The sequence below is a fragment of the Sphingomonas sp. Leaf30 genome (genome assembly GCF_001422525.1).
Taxonomy (GTDB): Bacteria; Pseudomonadota; Alphaproteobacteria; order Sphingomonadales; family Sphingomonadaceae; genus Sphingomonas; species Sphingomonas aerolata.
Map to the genome: position 1 here is coordinate 33,384 of NZ_LMKZ01000021.1, position 20,065 is coordinate 53,448.

The window sequence follows — 20,065 nt, forward strand, 5'->3', positions numbered from 1 at the left end:
CCCCTGGGCGCGGTTGATCCCGACCGCGCCCCTTTTCCTCCGGAGACACCATGGTCCGCTTACCCTCCGCGCTGGCGCTCGTCGTCGCGCTTGCCGGCGGTGTCGCCGGATCCGCCCAGCGCATGCCAGTCGACAGCCGGGCCGCGCGCGACGCGGCGCCGCTCGCGTTCCGGATCGACGAAGGGCGCAACATCAATGCGTTCGTGCGTGAGGGCCAGACCGCCGCGCACCTGTTGTTGCGATCGGGCGATGTGCCGCGGATCCTTTCCGCGTTCCCGGCGGGCAACAGCGCGGTGGGGATGTGGTTCGACACAATCGATCGGCCGGCGACCTGGACGCTCGATACGCCGCCGACGCCGTCGTCGATGATTGATGCGAAGGGGCGGCCGTTGCATGCGGTGCAGGCGACCGCGAGCATCGATGCGCCAGTGCTGCGTTTCCGGCAGGCAGTGCTGTCGTCGATCCGCGTGCTGCGCGATTACGAGGCGCTCGGGACGGCGCCTGCCGAGGTCCTGACCCAGGGGCGGTATAATCCGGATCTTCGCGGCGGGCCCGGGATGATCTGGGCGCGCGACCGGCTTGACGGTGCGGCGGGCTATATCCTGTCGGTTCGCGGGCTCGACGGGACGATCGTCGACAAGGAGAGTATTCGCGCAGGGAAGGGCGGGCGTATCCGGATCGCGATCGTCGCAGGCAGTGGCGAGATGCCGCTCACCCCGCTCGGCGGCGATGCGCTGCTCACCGCGGCAGCGCGCACCGATCCGCGCGCGCGCAACGCCCTGTCGTATCTGTCATACAGGGAGAAGTTCCTGGCGGGGTCGTGGCGCTTCGATACGTATTTTGGCCGCGATACGTTGATGTCGCTGCGGCTGCTGATGCCGGTCTTGCAGCCCGCCGCGGTCGAGGACGGTATCGGCGCGGTGCTGGCGCGGCTCGCGGCCAATGGCGAGGTCGCGCACGAGGAGGATATCGGTGAGTTCGCGGTCCTGCGCAACGCGAAGGAAGGCCGCGGACGGATCGCGACGCCGGTCTATGATTATGCGATGGTCGACGACGACTTCATGCTGGCGCCGGTGGCGCGGGCGTGGCTGTTGGAGGCCCCCCGCGGTCGCGCACGCGCTGCTGCCTTTCTCGCGATGCCGGCGGGGAACGGGCTGCGGCAGGGCGACCTGATCGCGCGCAACTTCGCCTGGGTTGTCGATCGTACCGCCGCATTCGCCAAGCAGCCGGGATACAAGGCGCTGGTCGCGATCAAGGCCGGGCGCCTGACCGGGCAGTGGCGCGACAGCGAGGAAGGGCTGGGGCGTGGCCGCTACGCGTATGACGTGAATGCGGTGTGGGTGCCGGCTGCGCTCGCCGCGATCGAGCGGTTTGCCGCGAGTGGCCTGCTCGACCGCTACGGCACGTCCGAGGAGCGCGCGGCCCTGCGCAAGGCCGGGGCGCAGGCGCAGACATGGCAACGTGCGGCGCCGCCGCTGTTCGCGATGACCGTGCCGAATGCGCAGGCAAGCGCGGACATCGCGGCCTATGCGCGCAAGGTCGGCGTACCGTCGGCGCCCGCTCTTGGTGCGCTTGGTGCGGCACCGCTCGCGTTCAACGCGCTGTCGCTCGACGATGCGGGCAAGCCCGTCCCCGTCGTGCACTCGGACGACGGGTTCGCGCTGTTGTTCGGCACGCCTTCGGCTGGCGATCTGGATCGCTCGGTCGATGCGATGATGCGGCCGTTCCCCGCCGGCCTGATGACCGATATCGGCCTGCTCGTCGCCAACCCCGCCTTCACGCCTGCGGACGTGCAGGCGCGGTTCGGCGCGACCGCCTATCACGGGACGGTGGTCTGGTCGTGGCAGCAGGCAATCCTGGCGGCGGGGCTCGATCGGCAATTGGCGCGGGGCGATCTCCCGCCGGCGACGCGGCGCCGGCTGGTGTCGGCGCGCGCGCGATTGTGGCGCGCGATCGACGCGGCGGGCGAGGTGCGGACGTCCGAACTCTGGTCCTGGGCGTATGCAAACGGGCGCTACACCGTGGCCCCATTCGGTGCGTCGACCGCTGATGCCGACGAATCCAACGCGGCGCAATTGTGGAGCACCGTGTTCCTCGCGCTCCGTCCGCCGAAATGATGATCGACCGTCGCGCGGTGATGACGCGTGCCGGATTGCTTACCGCGGCGATTGCAGTGCCGGTTCCGGCTGGCGCGGCGGCGCGGCGGATCGACGGCCTTATCGCAGCGATGACGATCGAGGAGAAGGCGGGGCAACTCAGCTGCTTCAACGACGACGTCCGTCCGGTCGGCGCGGTGTTCAACCCGATCGTCAACGCCAGCAGCGCCGAGGCGATGCTAGCGCAGGTGCGGGCAGGGCGCGTCGGGATGCTGTTCAACGGCTATGGCGTCGCAGGCGCACGGCGGCTTCAGGCAGCGGCGTTGCAGAGCCGGCTGATGATCCCACTCGTGCTTGCGGCCGACGTGATCCACGGCTGCGGCACGATCTTTCCGATCCCGCTGGCCGAGGCGGCCGCGTTCGATCCCGACCTGTCCGAACGCGCGGCGCGAGCGGTGGCGCGAGAAGCGACGGCTGGTGGGCTTCACTGGACATTTGCCCCCGTGGTCGACGTTGCGCGCGACCAGCGTTGGGGACGCGTGGCGGAAGGCGCGGGCGAGGATGTGTATCTCAACCGCCTGCTCGCGGTCGCGCGGGTGCGCGGGTTCCAGGGCCCCGATCTGAAGCGTGCCGACGCGATGCTCGCGACGCCCAAACATTTCGTGGGCTATTCGGCCGTCCGCGGCGGGATGGAATATGCCGCGGTCGACATGAGCGAGGCGGAGTTGCGCGAGACCTATCTCCCGCCCTTTGCCGAGGCGTTCGCGGCGGGGGCTGGCGCGACAATGGCCTCGTTCACCGATTTTGGCGGCGTGCCGGTGACGGCGAACCGTCACCTGCTGACGGATGTCCTGCGCGGCGAGCTCGGCTTCAACGGCGTCTGCGTCTCGGACTATGACGCCGATCGCGAACTTACCATGCATGGGATCGCGGCGGACGAGGCCGACGCCGCGCGGCTGGCGATCCTCGCTGGGATCGACGTGTCCATGCAGAGCGGGCTCTACAATCGTCACCTGCCCGCCTTGGTCGCGAGTGGGGCGGTGCCGATCGCGGCGGTCGATCAGGCGGTGCGGCGGGTACTCGCGCTGAAGGATGCGCTGGGGCTGTTCGACGATCCGTACCGGTCGATGGACCCGCGGATCGAACGCCGCGAGACCAGGAGTCCCGCGATCCGGCGCCTGGCCCGTGAGGTGGCGACACGGTCGATCGTCCTGTTGAAGAACGTGCGCGACATCCTGCCCCTGCCGCGTTCGGGCAAGAGGATCGCATTGATCGGGCCGTTCGCGACCGATCGCGCCAACCTCTACGGACCCTGGTCGTTCGCGGGTGAAGAGAATGTGGGGATCGACCTCGCCGCTGGCATCCGTACCCGCCTCGGCGAGCCGGCGTCGCTAATCGTCGAGCCGGGCTCCGACATTCGCGCGTCGCTGCCGGACGGTGTGACGCGTGCCGTCGCTGCGGCGCGGGCGGCGGACGTGGTGCTGCTGGCGGTGGGGGAGGGCGGCGACATGTCCGGCGAGGGTAACAGCCGCGTCGCGATCGATGTCCCCGCCGCACAGCGCCAGCTAGCGGAGGCGGTCGCGGCGACCGGTACGCCGGTCGTCGTGCTGTTGCGTCACGGCCGCGCGCTGGTTCTGGAGGGTGCGATACGGGATGCAGCCGCCATAGTCGCGACGTGGTTTCTTGGCGAAGCGACCGGAGATGCTGTTGCCGACGTGATCTTCGGGATCGAAGGCCCGTCAGGACATCTACCGGTCAGCTTTCCGCTGGCGAGTGGCCAACAGCCCTGGTCCTACGATCATCGCTCGACCGGCCGCCCCGCGAGCGACGCGAACCCGCTCGAGGATGGCCGTGCACGGTGGCGCGACGCCCCGGATCGCGCGCTCTATTCGCTCGGGCACGGCCTGACCTATGGACGCTTGGCGCTCGAAGATGTCGTGGTCGCGCCGACGATGGCGTGGAACGACGAACTGTCCATCGGTGGGTCTGTCCATAACAGCGGCACCCGCGATGCCGTTGCTCTCGTCCAGCTCTACATCCACGACCGCGTCGCCAGTCGCACGCGACCGGTGCGGCAACTTAAGAGGTTCGTGCACGTCACCGTGCGGGCTGGCGATCGTCAGCGGTTCACGATGTCGCTCACGCGCGCCGATCTCGCGTTCGTCACGCAGGACGGCACGACGCAGGCAGAACCGGGGGATTTCGATCTTCAGATCGCACTGAACGGACCCGGTAGCGGCGTTTGTTTCCCTCTGTATTTATCTGGCGGAACGCTCTGAACAAACTGGTTTCATCAATTCACCCCGCAATCACAAAACGGATCGCGTGAAGCAGGCGCCGCTGCCGCGATCGTGAATGGCGGGTTGTGAGACGGTTCAGCGCGACGATGCGAAAACCGCGCATAGGATGACTTTGCCCGCTGTCGTGTCTGTCGCTACGCAGGCGACGTAGATAAGAGGACATGCCGTGGCAAGGGTCGAAATCAGCGGACTTTCCAAGAGCTTCGGCGGCACGACAGTGCTCCAGCCGACCGACCTGACGATCGAGGAAGGCGAGTTCGTCGTCCTCGTCGGGCCGTCGGGTTGCGGCAAGTCGACACTGCTGCGGATGATCGCCGGGCTTGAGGTGCCAAGCACCGGAAGGGTGGCGATCGGCGTACGCGACGTGACCGATGCGGCGCCGTCGGATCGCGGGCTGGCGATGGTATTCCAGTCCTATGCGCTCTACCCGCATCTGACGGTCGCGGAGAACATCGCGTTTCCGTTGAAGGTCGCAAAAGTCGCCAAGTGCGAGATTACCGAGCGGGTCGCGGAAGTCGCGGCGATGCTCGATCTGTCGGATCTGCTCGACCGGCGGCCGCGGGCCTTGTCGGGTGGGCAGCGTCAGCGGGTATCGATCGCGCGCGCAGTCGTGCGTCGACCGAAGGTATTGTTGCTCGACGAGCCGTTGTCGAACCTCGATGCCAACCTACGCGCGCGGATGCGGCACGAATTTGCGCGGCTGCATCAACAGCTTGGCGCGACGATGATCTACGTGACGCACGACCAGCTCGAGGCGATGACGCTCGCCAACCGGATCGTGGTCATGAGCGAGGGGCGTGTCGAGCAGGTCGGGCCGCCGATCGAGGTGTACCGGCGGCCGGCGAGTCTCGCCGTTGCAGCGGCAATCGGCTCGCCGGGGATGAACCTGCTCGCGGCAAGGATCGTGTCGGTCGACGATGACGGTACGACATTAGGCCTAGCGGGAGGGGAAACCGTGAAGACCGGCGCGATCGTCCCGGAAACTGCGGTCGGTGCGACGGTCACGCTCGGCGTCCGCCCCGAACATTTGCACGTCGATGACGCGGGGCCGTTCGTCGGTGCGGTCGAACTGTTCGAGCGGCTCGGGCCGTTGTCGTTCGCGCATCTGGGCGCACGAGGCGCGGCGGATACGATCGTCGCGCAATTGCCGGGAGATCGGTCGATCACGCTCGGCGAAGTCCTGCGGGTCGGCGTTGCGCCCGGCGACGCGCATGTGTTCGGCGCTGATGGTCGCGCTTATCCCTTCACGCTGCCGCCGAGCAGTCCGGTCAGGTAATAGCGCTGCATCGCGAGGAACAGCAGTAGCACCGGCATCGTCGTGACCACGGCCGCTGCCATCATCAGCTCGCCGTCTGCGGAATGCTCGCGCGCGATTGCCGCGACCGCGACCGGCAGCGTGTAGAGACGCTGGTCGGCCAGCACGATCAGCGGCCACAGGAAGTCGTTCCACGAGCCGAGGAACATGAACAGCGCCAGCGTGACGACGATCGGGGTGAGGAGGGGCAGGACGATCGTCACGAAAATCCGCGTCTCGCTCGCTCCGTCGATCCGGGCCGCGTCGATCATCTCGTCGGGGATCGCCAGCGTCGCCTGCCGCACGAACAGGATCGCGAAGATGCCGGCGAGCGAGGGCAGGATGACGCCCGCATAGCTGTTGACGAGCCCAAGCTGCTTGAAGATCAGGAACAGCGGCAGCATCGCGACTTGGCCAGGGACGACGAGCGAGGCGATCAGGACCTTCAGCAGCCGCTCGCGTCCGCGGAAGCGCAGCTTGGCGAACGCGTAGCCGGCCGGCACCGTGAGCAGGAGGCCGAGCAGCGTCGAAATCGCTGCGATGGCGATGCTGTTGAACAGTGCGGGGACGATCCGGTAGTCGAACCACGCACCGTCGATCAGCCGCCGAACGAGCAGCTCGTGGTAATTCTCCAGCGACCAATGCGATGGCCAGAGCGGCGTCGGGAGATTACTCGATTCCCCGCGCGGCATGAACGATACGATCACCATGTAGAGCAATGGCGCGATCGTCAGCGCGGTCAGGGTAACAACTGCCGCATTGGCGACGATCGCGCGAAGTTTCAAAGCCATTCGTAGCGCCTCCCAATCCGCGTCTGGCCCATCGTCAGCGCCAGGATCACCAGGAACAGCACGAAAGCGACCGCGCTGGCCTGGCCGAGGTTCCACCATTTGAAGCCCTCGTCGAACATGAAATACAGGATCGTCGTGGTGCTCTGGGCAGGGCCGCCGAGTGTCATGACATAGGGCTCGGCGAAGATCTGGAGGAAGCCCGCGACGCTCATCACCGCGGCGAGCAGCAACGTCGGGCCGATCGCGGGGAGGGTGACGTGGCGAAAGCGGCTCCAGCGCCCGGCGCCGTCGAGCCGCGCAGCCTCCATCAGGTCCTGCGGCACCGCGGACAGCGCAGCGGTGAACACGATCATGTTGTAGCCGAAGATCTTCCAGGTGACGAAGATCAGGATCGCCGGGATCGAGGTGTGGGGGTTGCCCAGCCAGTCGACCGGCGCTGCACCGACTGTCGCTAACGCGCGGTTGATCAGCCCTGAGCGTTCGTTGAACAGGAACCGCCAAACCACCGCGGTCGCGACGACACTGGTGACGTAGGGCGCGAACAGCAGCACGCGCCACAGCGGCTTCCACCGCACTGTCGCGTCGTTGAGCAGCAGCGCGACGGTGAGCGACGCACCGATCGCCATCGGCACGCCAAGCACCGCGAACAGGGCGGTGTTGCCGATCGCGCGCCAGAACAGCGGCGTCGAGAACAGGTCGACGAAATTGCCAAGCCCGACGAAGCGCAGGTTCGCCCAGTCCGCGAGCGCATAGATCGAATAGTCCGTGACCGACAACGCCATCGCCAAGGCGGTCGGGATGACGAAGACCAGCACAATGATCGCGAGCACCGGCGCCGAGAACAGCCAGGCGGCGCGTTCCTGGCGGGTCATGCGAGCGTCCCCGCCCCGACTAGCGCGCGGCGTTTCGCGAGCAACTGGTCGACGCGCGTGTCGAGTCCGGCGAGCGCCTGCGGGATCGTCTGAACGCCCCGCACGACGCGCTCGGCGGCGAACTGAATCTCCAGCTTGATCCGCTCCCACTCGATCACTTTCGGCGCGGCGGCGGGGAAGCGCATCTGCTCCTTGAACGGCGCAAGTATGGGCGCGCGAAGTTGCGGTGACGACCAGGCGCTCAGGCGGGCCGGGAGATTGCCGATCAGGCGCTGGTAGCGGAGTTCACTCGCTGCCGAACTGAGGTGGCGAACCAGCGCCCAGGCATCGGCCGTGCGCGGCGTCGCGGCAGATACGCACAGGCTCGTGCTCAATCCCGACACGGCGCCTAGACCGTGCGGACCGGCGAGCCGGGCTGTCCCCCAGCGCTCGGCGGGTATCTCCGCGGCGCGACGGTGAAGGTCCAGCAGGGTCGTCGGCCCGGTCGGCCAGATCGCAAAATAGCCCTGCGCAAAGGCCGCGACCGGATCCTGGATTTCGGTCGATAGCGCTTTCGGTGCAAGCCCTTCGGCGAAGATCCGGTTGTAATAGGTGAATGCGGCCCGGACCTCCGCGGTCTGGAAATTGCCGCGCGTATCCCGGTCGCGCAGCATCGCCGCGCCGGTCTGGCCGAGCATGGTGATGAGCGTGTCGGGCCAGTTGAGCAGCAGCATGAACACGAAGTCATCGGGTCGCTGCCGCTTGATCGCGTGACCCATATGAAGCCAGCCATCCCAGTCCTGGGCAGGCTCCGCATACCCCGCCGTGGCGAGAATGTCGCGGCGGTAGAACTGGACCTGGGGCGCGACCGACCAGGGTACCGCAAAGTCCCGACCGCCGAACCTGGTCGCGTCGAGCACGCCGGGGAACATGTCTGCGACCAGCGTCGCGGACGGGACGGGGGCGATCGCCCCGATCGTCGCGAACTCCTGGATCCAGCCATTGTACAGCATCAGCACGTCGGGCGTCGCGCCGCCTGCCTCCGCAGTCAGCAGCTTCTCGTGGCTCGCGGTCGCCGGCAGCGATTGCACATCGACCGCGATGCCCGTCGCGGCGGTGAAAGCGGGCATCAGCATCGGCGAATAATCGCCCTCATAACTCATCGCCCAGAACTTTAACGGCTCGGGACTGCGCGTGCCGGCACAGGCCGCCAGCCCGAGCGTCGGCAGAAGCCCCAATGCGGCCCTCCGCGTCCAGTCCTGAGCCTGCTCCCGCATCGCAGGATGGTGGCGCATTATGGTGTGCCGCGCCACCCCCTGCACATGGCGTGGATCGGCAAATTATTGGGCTAGCGTAAGGCCTTGGCGGGGTTTGCGCCGGGGATATGCTTGCTCCGTAGCCAGGGATGCGCGTAAGCCGGACGCAACGAATGCCGGCGGGGGGCCAATGCCGGCGGACAGGGAGAGAAACCATGCGTATCCTTCGCCGCCGTCATCTGCTGTCGGGCGTCGCGCTGTTTGTCGCGACGTCGGTACATGCGCAGACCGCGCCGCCGACCACCGATACGCCCGCGCCCACCGCTGCCGAGTCGGCCCCGGATCCCGCCAGCGAGATCGTCGTCACCGGTTCGCGCATTGCGCGCCCGGATTACGAAGCACCCAACCCGATCGTTTCGTTCAGCGCCGCCGACCTCCAGAAGTCAGGCAACACCAACGTCACGACCTTCCTGCAGCGCGTGCCGGCGCTCACCAACTCGCGCGACAGCACGCGGACCGCAGGCAATGCCCAGGCCGACGGCACCTTCGGGCAGGTCGGCCTCAACCTGCTCGACCTGCGCGGTCTCGGCCCCAACCGTACGCTGGTGCTTGTCAACGGCCGCCGCCATGTCGCCGGCCAGCCCGACACCGCTGCTGTGGACATCAATGCGATCCCCACCGACCTGATCGAGCGCGTCGATGTGCTCACAGGCGCGGCGTCGGCTGTGTACGGCGCGGACGGCGTCTCGGGCGTCGTCAACTTCGTGCTGAAGCGCGATTTTAATGGCGTGGCGGCCCGCAGCCAGTTTGGCATCTCTGAGCGGGGCGACGCCGCCAACCGGTTCGCCTCGCTGATCGCGGGCCGCAACTTCGCCGACGGCCGCGGCAATCTAACGCTCGCCTACGAGTATAACGCCGACCAGCCGCTCGCGAACGACGATCGCCGGTATCTCGCACAGGGCGACCGCCAGTATTTCGTCAACCTCGACAACTACGACCCGACGCGCGCTGGCAGCTACAAGGTCGGACCGGTCGGCGACCTGCGCTATCCGTACAGTTCGAACCAGGGCATCGTGTATATCGGCGACCAGGTTTTCCGGGGCGACGGCGCACTCTACACGCCCGGCCGGTTCCTGCAGAACGACGGGTACACGGTCGGCGGTGATGACACGCCGGTCGCGGGCTATATTGGCGATATCTTCCCGCGTACCCGCCGCCACGCGGTCAACGCGCTGACGCATTACGACGCGTCGGACGCGTTCAAGGTCAGCCTGGAGGGCAAGTTCGTCCAGTCGACCGTGACCAGCTTTGGTGGTTATGGCGGCAATTATCCCGCGACAGTCGCGCTCGACAATCCGTACATCCCGCCAAGCATCCTCGCAGCGGCGACCGCAGCCGGGCTCGGCTCGGTCGACGTCAACCGCAACAACTTCGACATCCCGCGGCGTGGCGAGGAAGACCGCCGGCGCACCTATCGCGGCGTCGTCGACGTCACCGGCCGGATCTCGGAGCATGCCAGCTACGACGTGTCCTATACCTATGGCCAGACCAACGTTCGCGCGACGAAGCTCAACGACCGCCTCAACGTTCGCTTCCTGAACGCGCTCGATGCGGTGCGCGGGCCGGGCGGAACGATCGTGTGCCGCTCCGCCGACGCCCGCGCGGCCGGCTGCATTCCCGTCAACACGTTCGGCGGCAACACTGTGGATCCGGCCTCGTTCGGGTATTTCCTGAGCAACCCGGCGAGTGATGCACGGCTCACGCAGCATGTCGCCAACGCCTCGCTGAACGGTGACTTCGGGCAGTTCTTTGCGCTGCCCGGCGGCCCGGTCGCGTTCGCGGTCGGTGGCGAATATCGTCGTGAATCGAGCAGCTTCCGTCCGGCGCAGGCGATCACCGACAATCTGTTCTACCAGTATGACGAATACATCCTGCCGACCCCGTCGAGCGGCCATTTCGATGTTTGGGAAGCGTTCGGCGAATTGAACGCGCCGATCCTGAAGGACGTACCGTTCGCCAACCTGCTCTCGGTCGGTGCCGCGGGACGTTATTCGGATTATTCGACGGTCGGCTCGACCCGTGCGTACCAGTTCAACGGCATCTACGCGCCGATCCGCGAGATCAGCTTCCGCGGCTCCTACGGCCGCTCGGTCCGCGCGCCCAACATCGGTGAGATATTCCGTCCGCAGACCGGCAGCAGCAACTTCTTCTCCGATCCCTGCTACATCGGCAACCGCACGCTCGGGACGCAGTTCCGCACCGCGAACTGCCAGGCGCTAATCACCGGCGCCGGGGGCAATCCCGCCACCTTCACCGCGCAGAACAACCCGAACGCGACGATCTTCATTCCTGGCACGCAGCAGGGCAATCCGGACCTGCGCGCCGAAGTCGCCCGCACCTGGACAGCGGGCGTTGTGGTGCGGCCGATCTCCGGGTTGTCGATCGGGCTCGACTGGTACGACATCCGTCTGCGCGACGCGATCAATACGCCCGATGCGAACACGATCGCGTCGCTGTGCGTCGATCAGCCGACGCTCGACAACGCCTATTGCAACGCGATCAGCCGCGAGCGCGGCACCGGGTTCATCAACGGCTATGTCGTCCAGCCGCAGAACGTCGCGGCGTTCCGCACTGCCGGTGCCGAACTCAACATTGCCTATCGCTTCCGGACGGCGCGAGCAGGCGCGTTCGATATCCGGCTGGTCGGCGGCTATCTCGACAAGCTCGAACAGGTCGCCACGCCGGGCGCCATCACCGAGGACAATGTCGATCAGCCGTTCCGTCCGAAATATACCCTCACCTTCTCGCCGAGCTGGACCGCGGGGGCGCTGACGCTGAGCTACAACGTGCGCTGGCAGGACGGCGTCCGCCGGTTCGCCAAGGTTGATACTGATGCGAACCCAAGCCTCGTCGATCCGCGCTATCTCCGGTACAAGGAGCTGTGGCAGCACGACGTGCAGACCGAGGTCGCGGTCGACGAGAGATTCTCGTTCTATGGCGGGGTCAACAACCTCGCCGACCGGAAGCCCGATATCGGTTTCGAGACCAACGTGCCGATCTCGCCAGTCGGCCGGTACTTCTATGCCGGCGCGAAGGTTTGGTATTGAGCCGCTCGGGCGTTGACGTTGGACGATGCCTCGACGACGGACGCCTGATCGCCAAAACGAAAAAAAAGACGCCGTGCTAACCAAAGACATGCTGAGCCTTATCACGATGGAGGAAGGGGCCTTCATCGATCCCAGTTGCACAGTCGTCGATCCCCACCGCCTGACACTGCGCAAAGGCGCGTTCGTCGGTCCCGAGGGACTGATCGACGCCGGCGGTGGCGTCGAGATTGGCGAAGCGGTGCGGATCAGCTACCGGTGCACGATCATCTCGCTGACCCACCACATTACACGCTCGGTCTGGCGACGGGGCGTGGACGGGGATCGACTTCGGCCTGTCCTGATCGAGCGCGGTTGCTGGGTAGGCGCCAACGTCACCATTTATCCGGGCGTCACCGTGCGAGAGGGGTGCGTCATTAATGCAGGATCGGTGATCGCGAAATCTACCGAAGCACATGGACTTTACTGCCCACCATATGCCGTGCGTATCAAAGACCTTGAGTTCGAGTGACGGCTGATCACGATCGCGTCGTCAAGACCAACTATCTACGTTCCACCCGCCCGAAGCTCTCGTACGAGGCTCCGAAAAAATGGCGTATCGCTAAATGAACGGACGGCCGGAGTTTGGGCGAGCCTATGGGGACCTGAATGGCCGTTTGTGGGTCCTTTCGGTAATCGGGAAACGTTCGACACCCCAACATCGGGATTTGAAGAAAGTAGCTCAAAACGGCTTGATGGGCTCGCACTAAAGGCATGCTAACATCAGCGGGCCGAAGACGACATCTAAACCTTTCCTGGTTCGATTGATGAAATAATCGTCATGGAGCAGCCTGCTGGCCTATCACGAGTTGGATCCATAGACGCGGTGGAGCAGCAGAGATGAGATGTAACCTGGCGCGCACCCTTGGCTGGATCATCGCGCTGCTGGGCGGTTTTTTCGTCATCGCCGGTGCTGTGCTGCTATCGCTCCACGGGTCGCCTTATTATCTGATCGTCGGGCTCGCGATGATCGTGAGCGGTGCGCTTGTAGGTCGGGACGATCGGCGTGGCAGCTGGCTATTCACAGCGATCTGGATCGCCACCCTGGTTTGGGCTGTCTGGGAAGTCGGCTTCGACGGTCTGCAACTCGTGCCGCGCGTCGTCGCGCCGACCGTCCTTTTGATCTTGATCGTCTTGGTAGGTTGGCGGAGCGGGACGGCGCTCGGTCGTTCTGGTTTATCACGCGCCGCGCCCGTCCTTGCAGCGAGCATTGCGGCTTTATGCTTAGGCCTGTTCGCGGTGCGTGGCCGCGACGGCGATGCACAGGGGCTGGTCGCACCCATGCCAGGCGGCCTCAAGCAAGTAGCGACAGGCGAGGCCGATAACGACTGGAACGAGTATGGCGGTACCGCATCAGGCCGGCGGTATTCCTCGCTGGCTGACATCACACCCGCCAATGTCGAACGGTTGGCGCTCGCCTGGACGCAGCGGACCGGCGATCTGCCGGTCGCGGCAGAGACCACCGAGCACAAGCGGGAATATCATTCCGAGGCCACGCCGATCCACGTCGGCGATAGCCTCTACACCTGCACGCCGCATTCGTTCGTGCAGGCGATCAACGCCACCACTGGCCGGACCAAGTGGAGCTGGCACGAGGCGGCTAATGTGCAGGGCAACAACTACCTCGTTTGCCGCGGGGTGGCGTATTTCGAGGCGCCGGCTGGAACGCCGTGTCCGCACCGCATCTTCGCGCCGACCTTCAACGCGCGACTTGTGGCGCTCGATGCGGACACCGGGCGGGTATGCCCGAGCTTCGGCCAGAACGGCAGCATCGACCTTCGGGATAACATGGGCGTGTCGAACGCATCCGACCAGATCGGGACGTCGCCGCCGATGGTGGTCAACGGGCGACTGATCATCGGTGAGCGGATCACCGACAACGTCAACCGCAACATCCCGAGCGGCGTGGTGCGCGCGTATGATCCGGTCTCGGGCAAGCCGGTCTGGGCGTGGGACGTCGGTCGTTCGCAGGATGCGATCGCGCCGTTGCCCACTGAGCAGGTCTATACGCGGGGCACGCCCAATGTCTGGGGCGCGATCACCGCCGATGCCGCGAACGGACTCGTCTATCTCGGCACGGGCAATGCCTCGCCCGATTACTGGATCGGATATCGCCGGCCGTTCGACGACCGGTTCGGCACGTCGATCGTCGCGCTCGACGTGGCGACGGGCAAGTTGCGCTGGAGCCGGCAGTTAGTGCATCACGACATGGGGACATGGACCTGCCGATCGGGCCGTCGCTGTTCGATTATCGCACGCCAAACGGGCGGGCGATCCCAGCGTTGCTGCAGACGACCAAGATGGGGCAGGTCTTTTTCCTCAACCGGCTGACGGGCGCGCCGATCGCCGCGGTTGCCGAGCGACGCGTACGGACCGACGGTGCGACGCCCGGCGTCACGGTATCGCCGACGCAGCCCTTCTCGGTAGGAATGCCATCGTTTACCCCGCCTGCGCCGAGCGAAAAGGCGACATGGGGCGCTACGCCAATTGACCAGTTGCTGTGCCGGATCGATATCCGCCGGTCGCAGGGGGCGGGGATCTATCAGCCGATCGGCACGACGCCGATCATAGGCCACCCGGCGTTCGACGGCGTGACCGACTGGGGCGGGGCGGCGGTAGATCCGGTGCGCGGCATCATGACGGTCAACACGATGGAGATGCCGTTCAAGCTGTGGCTGATGCGCCGCGATGATCCACGCGTCGGGCCGCTGATGGCGCAGAAGCAGGGCGGCGAGAACGCTCGGCAGGCGCAGTTGCAGACACAATACAACACGCCGTATGTCGCAGTGGTGCAGGCGTGGATCGGGATCTTCGGCGCACCGTGCAACGCGCCGCCCTGGGGGCATCTGACTGCGGTCGACCTGAAGACGAAAAAGGTCTTGTGGCGTGAAGTACTCGGTACGGCTCGCGATACCGGCTTGTTCGGATCGCATCTGGGTGTGCCGATCAAGACCGGCGTGCCGAACCTTGGCGGGTCGATTGTCACCGCCGGCGGGTTGGCGTTCATCGCAGCGACCACGGACCAGTATCTGCGGGCGTTTGACCTAGAAACCGGCAAGGTCGTCTGGAAGGCCAGGCTTCCGGCGGGCGCGCAGGCGACGCCGATGACGTATCGCGGTGCGGACGGGCGGCAATATGTCGTGATTACCGCGGGCGGGCATGGTGCGCTGGGGACGCGGTATGGCGATTATACGCTGGCCTATGCCTTGCCGCGCACCTGACCGGGGGCCGGATCGCGGAGCACATTCCGCAAGCTAATGACGGCACATCAGCCTCAAGCGCTCGTCGCGCCACGACCTGCAACTGATCCTCTTCTCCACGCTCAACATCGCGCTGTTGGTGTCGGGAGGGCTGGTGATCCTGTTCAACCTGCTTGGGTGGATGATGGGGAGAAGGGGCCTGAAGCGTAATCATTGCTATCTCCGCGGGTCCTCTCGGCCGCATGATCGAGGTGCGATCCGTACTGCTCGGATAGTAGATCGGTCAGCAGTGCAATTACACAAGCGTGTCGAACAGAATGCGTTTGAGGGAGGAGTATAGGATGCTGGAAATGCGAGGGAATAAAGCATATGCTAGGGTTAGAAGCACGTTGATCGCTTCGGCTAGGCAATTTTCATTCTCGATAACGCCCAAGCACCTCCTGCCTCTCGTGATGCTACTTGCGCCCGTTGCCGCTGATGCAACCCGGTTTCAGGTCAAGTTGCCGCGGGAGCATGCGGGTCCTGTGTCTGGTCGGCTGATCGTTTTTGCGCAGGCTCTCGATGGCAAAGCGCCACCGCCGAGCGTCGATGCGTCGCCATTCGATCCCGGTCCGGTCATCGTTGCGGCGCAGGAGGTCGCGTCGCTGACGCCTGGCGAGACCGTGGAACTCGACGCCGATCTCCTCGCATTCCCTCGCCGCTTCGAGACTGCACCGTCGGGTCGCTACGCAGTTCAGGTCGTGCTCGACCGCAACCACGATTATGCTCGAACGGGTCGCGGTGCTGGCGATCTGCTAAGCGCCGTCACGGTCCTCGATCTGCCAACGGGCGGCTCTCTGTCGCTCGACACGGAGTTGCCGATGATCGACGCCTGGACGTTGCCAGCCACTGCGCCGGCGCACGTCATCGTCGATACGCAGTCGACCCGGCCTTCGATCCGGTCCTTTGACCTGCACAGCGAACGGCTTTCCCGCTTCTGGGGGCGGCCTATTTCGATGCGGGGCTATGTCGTCCTGCCGCCAGACTATACGCCAGGCGGGCGACGCTATCCGGTGGTGTACTGGTTCCACGGCTTTGGCGGCCCGACCTACAACCTCACCCAGTCGGCGGTCCGCTTCCAGCAGCGCATGACGCGCGGCAAGATGCCGCCGATGATCTGGATGATCCCGGACATGACGACGCCGACCGGAACGTCGGAGTTCGTCGACAGCGTGAACAACGGCCCCTGGGACACCGCGTTCACGAACGAGCTGCTCCCGCATATCGATCGCACCTACCGGACGGACGCTCGTTCCGGTGCGCGCTTCCTCACGGGCCACTCGTCGGGCGGGTGGGCCAGCCTGCATCTTCAGCTGGCGCACCCGCGCCTATTCGGTGGGACATGGTCCACCTCGCCGGATCCCGTCGACTTTCACGCTTTCATCCAGGCCGATCTGTATGCGCCGGGGGCCAACGTGTATCGCAGTGGCGATGGGCAGCCGCTGCCACTCGTACGACAAGGAGCGAGCGTCTCCAGCTTCGAGACGGCGGCAAGGACCGAGGCCGTGCTGGGTGCGTATGGCGGCCAGCTCACGTCGTTTGACTGGACCTTCTCGCCCCGCGGCGAAGACGGGCGACCACAGCCCATGTTTGATCGCACGACCGGCGCGGTCGATCCTGCCGTGGTGGCCTATTGGCAGGCCCATTACGATCTAGCTGCTGGCCTCGCGCGCCTTACTCCGGCAGACCGGCGAGCGCTGCACGGCAAGCTTCATATTTGGGTGGGCGGTAGCGACAGCAATTATCTCGACGGCGCCGTGCGCAAGTTCGACGTGGTGGCGAAGGCCGCTGAATTGGATGCGGCAGTGGCGATCGTTCCGGGCCGCACTCACTTTGACCTCTATACCGAAAACGGCGACACGTTCGGCCTCCTTGACACCATCGCAGCGCAGATGGCGGCGTCGTCACGCGGCACGAATTCGCATCGATGACGGTGAAGCGAGTAGGGAGCGGTCTCTACCGATGGCGCACTCGGCAGGTGGCTTTGAAGCTAACGTCGCGTCTGAACTTCTGTTTTGCGACTATGAGCCAGCGTCCGTAGTTAGGAAGCAGCGGAAGGGGTGGGATGTCCGCTATCGGCACCCGCCTTTTCGAAAGCAATCGATCCATTTTCCTTTCCCATGACGACATTCACGAGAAGATAGCCGGGCTTGAAGATCGGCGACTCGCAAAGATGAACCAGCGTCCAAAGTTGGGACGCTAAGGAAGGGGCATGATCGTCCGATTCTTGGTCGACCGCCATAAGCCGAGGACCAGCCTGACATCAAGCTTATATGATATAGCATCCTTATTTCCAGCGATAAAACAAATTGTTCTGTGAATTAGTTGCACAAATACTAGAATCCATAGCTGCCTAATGGGCCTCATAATCGCAGAACTACTTGGGCTGAAATTCAGATGATCCTCCGCGCCAAAGTGCAAAGCTATAGATGTCGGTCCAAAGTTCTTCCCTTTGCGTTCGTGTCGATCCTACTCCGTGACCTGCGTCAAAATCGATACGAAGAAGTACGGGCTCACCGCTGGTCGTTCCTGCGGCAAGCTTGGCAGCATATTTCGCACTATGAAAAGTAGCTGCTCGCGGATCGTTTATACCGCTTACAACGAGCGTGGCCGGATATCGAACGCCTGGTCGGATATGCTCGTACGGATCAAGATCGAACATCGTCTTAAACGACTTTGCGTCGGTGATCGGTCCGCCCCATTCCTGAATATCAGCAAAGTTCTGTTCGGATACATAACGTATAGGGTTCATGAAGCCGACGTTTGCGATGGCTCCATTGAATAGGTCCGGTCGCTCGTTGATGGCCTGACCAACCATTACGCCGCCTCCGGATGTTCCCATGATGGTCATGTGCTTTGGAGACGTGAGTTTGTTTTTGACCAATGCTTCGGCGACATCAATGGCATCATGCCAGGTATTTGCCTTGGTTTCGGCCTTGCCGGCATAATGCCAACTGCGCCCGAACTCACCACCACCTCTGACATTCGCGGTCACGAATACACCGCCAAGATCCAGGAAAGGGATCAGCTGGCTTTGGTAGTCGGGTGTAAGCGATATGCCATAGGCGCCATAAGCCTCGATCAGCAGCGGATTACGTCCATTGGAGGTGATGTCCTTACGCATCACCACAGTGTACGGTACCGTTGTTCCGTCCCGCGCCGTGGCGGTCAACGTCCGAACTTCGTAGCGGCTCGGATCAAGTCTGCGAGGCGCCTGTACCAGACCCGTATCCTGGACAGTGTTATCCGCTAAGAGCTTATAGGGTCTTGCTGGCGTGAACCAACCGGCAAGGCTCACATACGCCGTGTCCGACGTCGGTTCGTTTTCAATCCAACGGACCGTGCCGGAAACAGGTAGCGCCACACGCGTCGCTGCCCCCGAGATGCTCACGCGCCATAACCCGGATTGTCCACCCTCAATGGTCTGCACGAGGGCGCCCGACTTAGTCGCCGAGATGCTTTCTAAAACTGGATTGCCCGGAATGACCACCTGCCTTGCGGAGGCCAGGTTCGGCTTGGAGGCCGACGTCAGAATGACGGTGCCGTTGCTGTTTCCCTTCCGTGAAAGGAGCCAGAGATTGTCTCCAGATATCTTTGCGCCGACAACGAGATCATTGAAGTCACTGATCCGTGTCCAAGTGGCGGGTCCGGCCGAGAGCATGCCGATATCGGTTCGGTAAAGTGCTTGTTCCCGGCGTCCGTCTTCCACTGCCAGCACCGCGGATTTTGAGCCCGATGTGACCGAGACAGTCGCAAACTGTTCCGCGCCAAGCGGAACCGGCGACTTTGCACGGTTGATCAGGAGCCGGTCAGGCGCCGATGTACCCAGCAAATGTAGCCGTGGCTCGGAATTGATATAGTAGCTTGGTGTTCCCTTCTGACCGACGAAGGTGAGATAAGTAAATCCACTGTTGTCGGGTAACCACCCGACCACGCCGAAGTCGGTATTGGGGATGCGATCAGGAAGCAGGCGGGCCGATGCCGTTTCTACGATGTGGAGAACCGAGGCCTCGCTCCCCCGCTTTGATAGCCCAACCGCGACATATCGTCCGTCGGACGATGTCTGCCACCAATCAAGAACCTGATCGCCGCCCCCGATCTTTGCGGGATCGACCAGCATGCGCTCTGGTGCATTCCCTGTGCGGGCGACAAGTATTGAGTCTTCCGCCCCAGCTTTCCGCCGTTGGATAAATTGGGTCTGGCCAACGGCAACGACCTTCTGCACTGTGGCCAGATCACCGGACAACGCCTTGGCGCTTGCCAGAAAGCGCTCGCGCGCAGGAATCGCATCAAGGGCGTGACGGGCGGCAGTCGCCTGTGCTTTCAGCCAAGGCATCCAGCGGGGATCTTTGCCGTTCTCCATCCATCGGTAGGGATCAACAACTTTCGTACCATAATAGTCGTCAGTGACGGCCTGAACAGGCGCCGGATTTGGTCGGTCCGATGCCACGGCAGGGGAGCATAACATCTGCATCCCGAGCGAGAAAGCGATACGAAAAGACAGACGTGACAGCATTTAGATTTCGCTCCAGCAAACTCGACTGACGAAGAAGGGATGCTAAAAAATCCTACGATTGCAGATTTGAACCCATGTGCAAGCTATGTTTCATGAGTGAGCGAATTCCTCGTCCGTTGAGCAAGTGCTGAACACAACGCAGCATGAGAACCGAGTCCGAGCGGCTTAACCCATTTGAACACCACGTTCCTGACGATATACCACACGATATAGGCAGAAAGCCTGAGCATGAACGAATGTCTGGAGTCGATAAGCCGGGGAGGGAGCGCGAATGGCCGACACTGGGTCAACGCTCAAGGGCGGCGTAGCGTCGTCGAAAGCGCGAAGTGGCGGATGGGAACGATAGCCATCTGACTGTTGACGCCTAAAGCCACCTTTTGGATCACCGAGAAGGTCAGGTTAAGATCACGCTCCAGGCTGACTTTCCTTTTTCGCGTTTTAGCCGCAGATAACGGATAGATGGCTCTCTCACCCGACTATTATTCTGTTTTAGGGGTGCCCTCGACGGCAAGTCGCGAAACTATCCACGCCGCGTGGAAAGCGCTGCTCCGTCAATATCACCCCGATGCCAATCATGGT

The 20,065-nt window shown here is 64.0% G+C and carries 13 protein-coding genes; 9 read left to right on the top strand and 4 right to left on the bottom strand.

The window, feature by feature from the left end:
* Positions 1-50 precede the first annotated feature (50 nt).
* The 3 genes from ASE89_RS18870 (at position 51) to ASE89_RS18880 (ending at position 5,672) form a co-directional block, all read left to right on the top strand.
* Positions 51-2,117, top strand: a complete 2,067-nt coding sequence (locus tag ASE89_RS18870; protein WP_056681077.1) for a hypothetical protein — start codon at positions 51-53, stop codon at positions 2,115-2,117.
* Positions 2,117-4,375 (top strand): glycoside hydrolase family 3 N-terminal domain-containing protein, encoded by a 2,259-nt coding sequence (locus tag ASE89_RS18875; protein WP_156363573.1) that lies wholly within the window; start codon positions 2,117-2,119, stop codon positions 4,373-4,375. Before ASE89_RS18870 ends, ASE89_RS18875 begins: the two co-directional genes overlap by 1 nt.
* 187 nt (positions 4,376-4,562) lie before the next feature.
* Entirely contained in the window at positions 4,563-5,672 is a 1,110-nt protein-coding gene (locus ASE89_RS18880) for an ABC transporter ATP-binding protein (protein WP_056681083.1), read from the top strand.
* Here ASE89_RS18880 and ASE89_RS18885 read toward each other — a convergent pair.
* Genes ASE89_RS18885 through ASE89_RS18895 form a run of 3 tightly spaced genes read right to left on the bottom strand, consistent with a single transcriptional unit; the run spans position 5,633 to position 8,627 of the window.
* On the bottom strand, positions 5,633-6,481 hold the full coding sequence (locus ASE89_RS18885; protein WP_056681085.1) for a carbohydrate ABC transporter permease: 849 nt from the start codon (positions 6,479-6,481) through the stop codon (positions 5,633-5,635). The genes ASE89_RS18880 and ASE89_RS18885 overlap by 40 nt on opposite strands.
* The gene (locus ASE89_RS18890) at positions 6,472-7,353 is read right to left on the bottom strand and encodes a carbohydrate ABC transporter permease (protein WP_056681088.1); all 882 of its coding nucleotides are present in this window, start codon (positions 7,351-7,353) and stop codon (positions 6,472-6,474) included. The genes ASE89_RS18885 and ASE89_RS18890 overlap by 10 nt, the downstream gene beginning before the upstream one ends.
* Positions 7,350-8,627 carry an extracellular solute-binding protein gene (locus tag ASE89_RS18895; protein ID WP_082451777.1) on the bottom strand — a complete coding sequence of 426 codons (1,278 nt, stop codon included), beginning with the start codon at positions 8,625-8,627 and terminating at the stop codon, positions 7,350-7,352. The genes ASE89_RS18890 and ASE89_RS18895 overlap by 4 nt, the downstream gene beginning before the upstream one ends.
* A 176-nt stretch (positions 8,628-8,803) precedes the next feature.
* Here ASE89_RS18895 and ASE89_RS18900 point away from each other — a divergent pair, with 176 nt between their 5' ends.
* From ASE89_RS18900 to ASE89_RS18915, 5 genes are all read left to right on the top strand, one after another.
* Positions 8,804-11,695 (top strand): TonB-dependent receptor plug domain-containing protein, encoded by a 2,892-nt coding sequence (locus ASE89_RS18900; protein ID WP_082451779.1) that lies wholly within the window; start codon positions 8,804-8,806, stop codon positions 11,693-11,695.
* Between the two features lie 88 nt (positions 11,696-11,783).
* Positions 11,784-12,203, top strand: coding sequence for an acyltransferase (locus tag ASE89_RS18905; RefSeq protein ID WP_166747235.1), 420 nt, complete (start codon positions 11,784-11,786; stop codon positions 12,201-12,203).
* Positions 12,204-12,571: 368 nt separating this feature from the next.
* Entirely contained in the window at positions 12,572-14,062 is a 1,491-nt protein-coding gene (locus ASE89_RS21385) for a hypothetical protein (protein ID WP_236701880.1), read from the top strand.
* Complete coding sequence (locus ASE89_RS21390; RefSeq protein WP_443024361.1) at positions 13,948-14,952, top strand: outer membrane protein assembly factor BamB family protein; 1,005 nt, start codon at positions 13,948-13,950, stop codon at positions 14,950-14,952. The genes ASE89_RS21385 and ASE89_RS21390 overlap by 115 nt, the downstream gene beginning before the upstream one ends.
* Before the next feature lie 503 nt (positions 14,953-15,455).
* The gene (locus tag ASE89_RS18915) at positions 15,456-16,901 is read left to right on the top strand and encodes an alpha/beta hydrolase (protein ID WP_168427731.1); all 1,446 of its coding nucleotides are present in this window, start codon (positions 15,456-15,458) and stop codon (positions 16,899-16,901) included.
* 446 nt (positions 16,902-17,347) lie between these two features.
* Here ASE89_RS18915 and ASE89_RS20080 read toward each other — a convergent pair whose 3' ends face one another.
* Entirely contained in the window at positions 17,348-19,486 is a 2,139-nt protein-coding gene (locus tag ASE89_RS20080; RefSeq protein WP_082451783.1) for a prolyl oligopeptidase family serine peptidase, read from the bottom strand.
* Positions 19,487-19,945: 459 nt separating this feature from the next.
* Between ASE89_RS20080 and ASE89_RS21655 the strand changes: the two genes are divergently transcribed.
* The coding region (locus ASE89_RS21655; RefSeq protein ID WP_156363564.1) for a DnaJ domain-containing protein at positions 19,946-20,065 on the top strand (120 nt) is incomplete at its 3' end.